Genomic DNA, 5111 nt, shown 5'->3' with positions numbered 1-5111 from the left:
TCTCCGGGCTCGGGCTCGGCGGGCTCATGCCGATCGGGCTCGCGATCGTCGCCGAGTTCGCGCCGCCGCGCAGGGCCGCGCTCGCCACCGGCCTGATGATGACCTCGTACCACGCGGGCGGCATGGCGGCGACGGGCCTCGGGCTCGCGCTCGGGCCCGGCCACGGCTGGCGCGTCGTCTTCTGGACCGGCGTGATCCCCGCGATCGTCGCCGTGCCGCTCGTCATCAAGTGGCTGCCCGAGTCGCCCGGCGTGCTGTTCGCCAAGGGCCGCACGCGCGAGGCCGAGGCGGTCGCCGCCCGCTACCGCCTGCCGTCCCCGACCCCCGCCGAAGCCCCCGAGGCGGGTGCGAAGGGCCGCTTCTCCGCCGTCGCCGCGCTCTTCGCACCGGGCCGGCGCCTGGCGACCCCGCTCCTGTGGCTCGCCTCCTTCGCCGGGCTGCTCCTGGTCTACGGCGTCTCCACCTGGCTCCCCGAGCTGATGCGCGCCTCCGGCTACTCCCTCTCCTCCTCCGTCACCTTCCTGATGGTGATCAACGCGGGCGGCATCGTCGGCATGCTCGTCGCCGGCCGCACCGCCGACCGCTTCGGGGCCTTCAAGGTCTCGGCGATCTGGTTCCTGCTCACCGCGTGCGGGGCCTTCCTGCTCAAGGCCCAGCTGCCGCTCGGCGTCGCCTACGCCGTCGTCTTCGTCACCGGCATCTGGCTCTTCTCCGCGCAGGTCATGGTCTACGCGGCCACACCCTCCGTCTACGGGCCAGCGGAGCGCGCCACGGGGCTCGGCTGGGTCACCGGCGTCGGCCGCACCGGCGCCGTCGTCGGGCCCTGGCTGGGCGGCGCGGTGGTCGCGGGCGGCAACGCCTCGCTCGGCTTCACGACCTTCGCGGTCGCCGGGGTTCTCGGCGCCGTCGCGATCTCTCTGGTGCCACTCGTACGGGCGAACGGTTCCGATCCGGGAACAGTAGGGGCCATGCCGAGCGTTCTCGGTCACAGAGAGGGAAAGATCCTCCCCAAGCACTAGGACCATCCTTTTGCCTACGCATTACTCTTGAGGGCAAAGCCACGCACGGTGGCCATGGAGGAGTGAAATGAGGAGCAGCAACCCGGTCTTCTCGCGACGGGGGTTCAGCCGCGACAACGGCTACGCCGGCTTCGGCGCGCAGCCGCAGGCCGGGGGACCCGCAGCCGCGACCCAGACCCAGGGCAACCCGTACGCGCAAGGCGGTCCGTACGCAGGCGGCCAGCAGGCCCCCGCGGGCAACCCCTACGCCACCAATCCGTACGCCCAGCAGGACGTGCAGCACGGCGCCCCCCAGGCGCCCGTAAGCACCACGGGCCGTATGACGATGGACGACGTCGTCATGCGCACCGCCACCACGCTCGGCACGCTGCTGGTCACGGCGGCGCTCGCCTGGGCGCTGCTGCCGGTCGACGACGCCAATATCGGCAAGTCGTACGGCATCGCGATCGGCGCCGGCCTCGTCGCGATGGTGCTCGGCCTGGTGCAGTCCTTCAAGCGCAAGGCCTCGCCCGCGCTGATCCTGACGTATGCCGCGCTGGAAGGCGTCTTCCTCGGAGTCGTCTCCAGCGTCGTCGACAACCGCATCGCGGACGGCGCGGCCATGCAGGCCGTGCTCGGCACGATGGCGGTATTCGTCGGCGTCCTCGTGGCGTACAAGGCGGGCTGGATCCGCGTCAACCGTCGCTTCTACGGCTTCGTGATGGCCGCGGCGATGGGCTTCCTGCTGCTGACCGCCGTGAACCTCCTGTTCATGGTCTTCGGCGGCGGTGACGGTCTGGGCTTCCGCAGCGGTGGCCTCGGCATCGTCTTCGGCATCGTCGGCATCCTGCTCGGCGCCTGCTTCCTCGCCCTGGACTTCAAGCAGGTCGAGGACGGCATCGCGTACGGCGCGCCGAAGGAAGAGGCCTGGCTGGCCGCCTTCGGTCTGACGATGACGCTCGTCTGGATCTACCTCGAGTTCCTGCGCCTGATCGCGATCCTCCAGGGGAACGACTGACGCGAGCCGCTCAGCGGCTGAACCCGACAGCCGAAGGGCCCGCGGACCGATTCCGGTCCGCGGGCCCTTCGCGTGCGTGTCGGGAGGGGGGTAGGGGGTCAGAGGAACTTGCGGGCGGCCCGCCTCAGGTCGTACTCATGGATGATCGCTTTCGCGTGGCCGTACGCGAGGTTGTGTTCGGCGCGGAGCCAGCTGACCTTCTCCTCGAAGCGGAAGAGAGAGGGTCCTTCGTCCACGGCACGCAGCCAGTCGGAGACTTCACGACCGGTGCACTGGGGGATGCGGGCGAGCAGGTTGCGGTGGGTCTCCTCGGAGAAGACTTGTGACATCGGCGCCTCCGGACGCGTCGCGATGTGTTCCGTCCTTCACGCCACCGTGCCTGAGCGTCCGGGCGTTGGCAACAGTCCCGCAAAGGCGCATAAGGTCGCGGGGTGCTCGATACGACGCCTTTGACGGCCGCAGTGGACCATTTCGCCGACCGCCTGCGGGCCGCGCCGCAGAGCCGGCTGCAGCGCGGGGCCGCGACCGAAGCACTGGCTCTGGCCAGGGAGTTGGCGGTGCGCGCGCAGGCCATCGAGGAGCCGGGAACCCCACCGCGGGAGATGCCGGACGCGGGGATGTTCGCCGCCGCCGACCAGATCACGGTCGCGGGGCGTGATCTCGCCCTCGTACTGGAAGACCCCGAGGAGCTTGCGCGAGCGCTTGAGCTGGTGGCCCAGGCGCAGAAGCGGGCCGGGGTCTGAGCGGGGAGCCCCGGGCGTCCGGGGCCCGGGTCAGACCGAGGCGATGACGCGGTCGGCGAGGATGTAGACGTTCTCGGTGCCGCACTCGAAGGTCAGCGCGTACGCGCCCGAGATGCCGGAGCCGCCGAGCAGGACCGGCGCGTGGCCCTCGCGCAGGGCGTTGGCGAGCAGCTCCGCCGTCTCGCGGTGGCCCGGGGTCATGCAGAGCGTGGTGCCGTCCGCGAAGACGTACACGTCCAGGGTGCCGAGCGGGCCCGGGCGGACGTCGGCGAGCGCGGTGCGGGCGTCGGCAAGCTCCTCCAGGCAGGCCACCGTGCGCTCGTGGTCGCCGTACCCGTCCATCGCGGGGGTGCGCACCGGCACGAAGTCCGGGTGCGAGGGGTGGCGGCGGCGGGCCGCCGCCAGCTCGGGCGAGTCCCCGGCGCACTCGTCGGCGGCCGGGTCGGCGAAGGGTTCGATCACCGGTTCCAGGCTGTCGGCCTCCAGACCGGCGAAGTCCGCCTGGCGCGGCAGGAAAAGCTCGTCGGCGATGTTGTCCGGAAGGCCGGGCAGGGCGAGGCCGTCGGGGATGCCGGGCAGGCCGTGCAGCAGGGAGGGCGCGTCGGAGCCCTCACGGGCCTCCTGGGCGGCCCAGAAGGCGCGGGCCTCGGCCAGCTCCCGCTCCCGCTCCTCGGCGAGCGCCTCGGCGACCGCCGCGCGTATCTCGTCGGTGTCCACGGCGGTGCGGGCGCCCGGCACCGTCGGGTGCGGGCGTTCGGCGGCACGGCTTTCGGCCAGCTCGGTGCGGAGGGCCGTGATTTCGGCCAACTGCTTACGAAGGCCGTGCACCGCGTGCAGGGCGGCGGCACCCACGGCCGTGGCAGCGGCCGTGGAGAGCAGCAAGGCAAGAGGCAAGGCGCTCACTGACGTACTCCCGGTTTCAAGTCGACCCCCGACTTCCTACATCAGCTTGAAGCCTGCACGATCCATCTGTCAGTGCATAACGTCACCAAGCGGACAGGTCTTTGGGCCCCGTGTACCCCCACAGACCGCGCTGAGCTGGGCATATGCATCTCCCCCAGGAGATAGGTCACATCCTGGGGGAGATTGGGTCACGGAAAGGCGCCGAGACGGAGGGTCAGCGCACGCCGACTCTGTGTCAGCTCGGACGCTCGATCTGTCAGCTCAGGCGCTCGATGACCATCGCCATGCCCTGGCCGCCGCCGACGCACATGGTCTCCAGGCCGAACTGCTTGTCGTGGAACTGGAGGGAGTTGATGAGCGTGCCGGTGATGCGGGCGCCCGTCATGCCGAAGGGGTGGCCGACGGCGATGGCGCCGCCGTTGACGTTCAGCTTCTCCAGCGGGATGTTCAGGTCGCGGTAGGAGGGGATCACCTGGGCGGCGAAGGCCTCGTTGATCTCGACGAGGTCGATGTCGTCGATGGTCAGCCCGGCGCGCCGCAGGGCCTGCTTGGACGCCTCGACCGGGCCGAGGCCCATGATCTCGGGGGAGAGGCCGGTGACGCCGGTGGAGACGATGCGGGCGAGCGGGGTCAGGCCCAGCTCGCGGGCCTTGGTGTCGCTCATGATCACGAGGGCGGCGGCGCCGTCGTTCAGGGGGCAGCAGTTGCCGGCGGTGACGAGGCCGTCGGGGCGGAAGACGGGCTTGAGGCCCTGCACGCCCTCGTACGTGACGCCGGCGCGGGGCCCGTCGTCCTTGCTGACGACGGTGCCGTCAGGGGTCGTCACGGGGGTGATCTCGCGCCCCCAGAAGCCGTTCTTGATGGCTTCCTCGGCGAGGTTCTGCGAGCGGACGCCGAACTCGTCCATGTCCTTGCGGGTGACGCCCTTGGCGCGGGCGAGGTTCTCCGCGGTCTGGCCCATCGCGATGTAGGCGTCCGGGACCAGGCCGTCCTCGCGCGGGTCGTGCCAGGTGGAGCCCTCGGTCTTGGCGACGGCCTCGGTGCGGGCCTCGGCGTCGGCGAAGAAGGGGTTGTGCGTGTCGGGCAGGCCGTCGCTCGTGCCCTTGACGCTGCGCGAGACCATCTCCACGCCCGCGGAGATGAAGACGTCGCCCTCGCCCGCCTTGATGGCGTGCAGGGCCATGCGGCTCGTCTGGAGGGACGAGGAGCAGTAGCGGGTGATGGTGCAGCCGGGGAGGTGGTCCATGCCCAGCTGTACGGCCACGATGCGGCCGAGGTTGTGGCCCTGCTCGCCGCCGGGCAGGCCGCAGCCGAGCATCAGGTCGTCGATGTCCTTCGGGTCCAGCTCGGGGACCTTGGCGAGGGCGGCCTCGATGATCGTGGCGGTCAGGTCGTCGGGGCGCAGATCCTTCAGGGAGCCCTTGAAGGCGCGGCCGATCGGGGTTCGGG

General features: G+C 71.1%; 6 protein-coding genes. 3 read left to right on the top strand and 3 right to left on the bottom strand.

What is annotated here, in order from left to right:
• Together GKQ77_RS27305 and GKQ77_RS27300 are read left to right on the top strand one after the other, a co-directional pair.
• A partial coding sequence (locus GKQ77_RS27305; RefSeq protein ID WP_219691595.1) for an MFS transporter occupies nucleotides 1-1019 on the top strand: 1019 nt, incomplete at its 5' end.
• A gap of 67 nt (nucleotides 1020-1086) precedes the next feature.
• Nucleotides 1087-2016, top strand: a complete 930-nt coding sequence (locus tag GKQ77_RS27300) for a Bax inhibitor-1/YccA family protein (protein ID WP_219691594.1) — start codon at nucleotides 1087-1089, stop codon at nucleotides 2014-2016.
• Nucleotides 2017-2114: 98 nt separating this feature from the next.
• On the opposite strand, the gene GKQ77_RS27295 is transcribed toward GKQ77_RS27300, so the two are convergent.
• Nucleotides 2115-2345 carry a DUF4287 domain-containing protein gene (locus tag GKQ77_RS27295; protein WP_125513198.1) on the bottom strand — a complete coding sequence of 77 codons (231 nt, stop codon included), beginning with the start codon at nucleotides 2343-2345 and terminating at the stop codon, nucleotides 2115-2117.
• Between the two features lie 102 nt (nucleotides 2346-2447).
• Here GKQ77_RS27295 and GKQ77_RS27290 point away from each other — a divergent pair, with 102 nt between their 5' ends.
• Nucleotides 2448-2759 (top strand): hypothetical protein, encoded by a 312-nt coding sequence (locus GKQ77_RS27290; protein WP_030792358.1) that lies wholly within the window; start codon nucleotides 2448-2450, stop codon nucleotides 2757-2759.
• 30 nt (nucleotides 2760-2789) lie between these two features.
• Here GKQ77_RS27290 and GKQ77_RS27285 read toward each other — a convergent pair whose 3' ends face one another.
• Nucleotides 2790-3662, bottom strand: coding sequence for a hypothetical protein (locus GKQ77_RS27285; RefSeq protein ID WP_219691593.1), 873 nt, complete (start codon nucleotides 3660-3662; stop codon nucleotides 2790-2792).
• A 256-nt stretch (nucleotides 3663-3918) separates the two neighbouring features.
• A partial coding sequence (locus GKQ77_RS27280) for an acetyl-CoA C-acetyltransferase (protein ID WP_219691592.1) occupies nucleotides 3919-5111 on the bottom strand: 1193 nt, incomplete at its 5' end.

The sequence above is a fragment of the Streptomyces anatolicus genome (assembly GCF_019400875.1).
Taxonomy (GTDB): domain Bacteria; phylum Actinomycetota; class Actinomycetes; order Streptomycetales; family Streptomycetaceae; genus Streptomyces; species Streptomyces anatolicus.
This window is presented reverse-complemented; position numbering and strand designations above follow the sequence as displayed.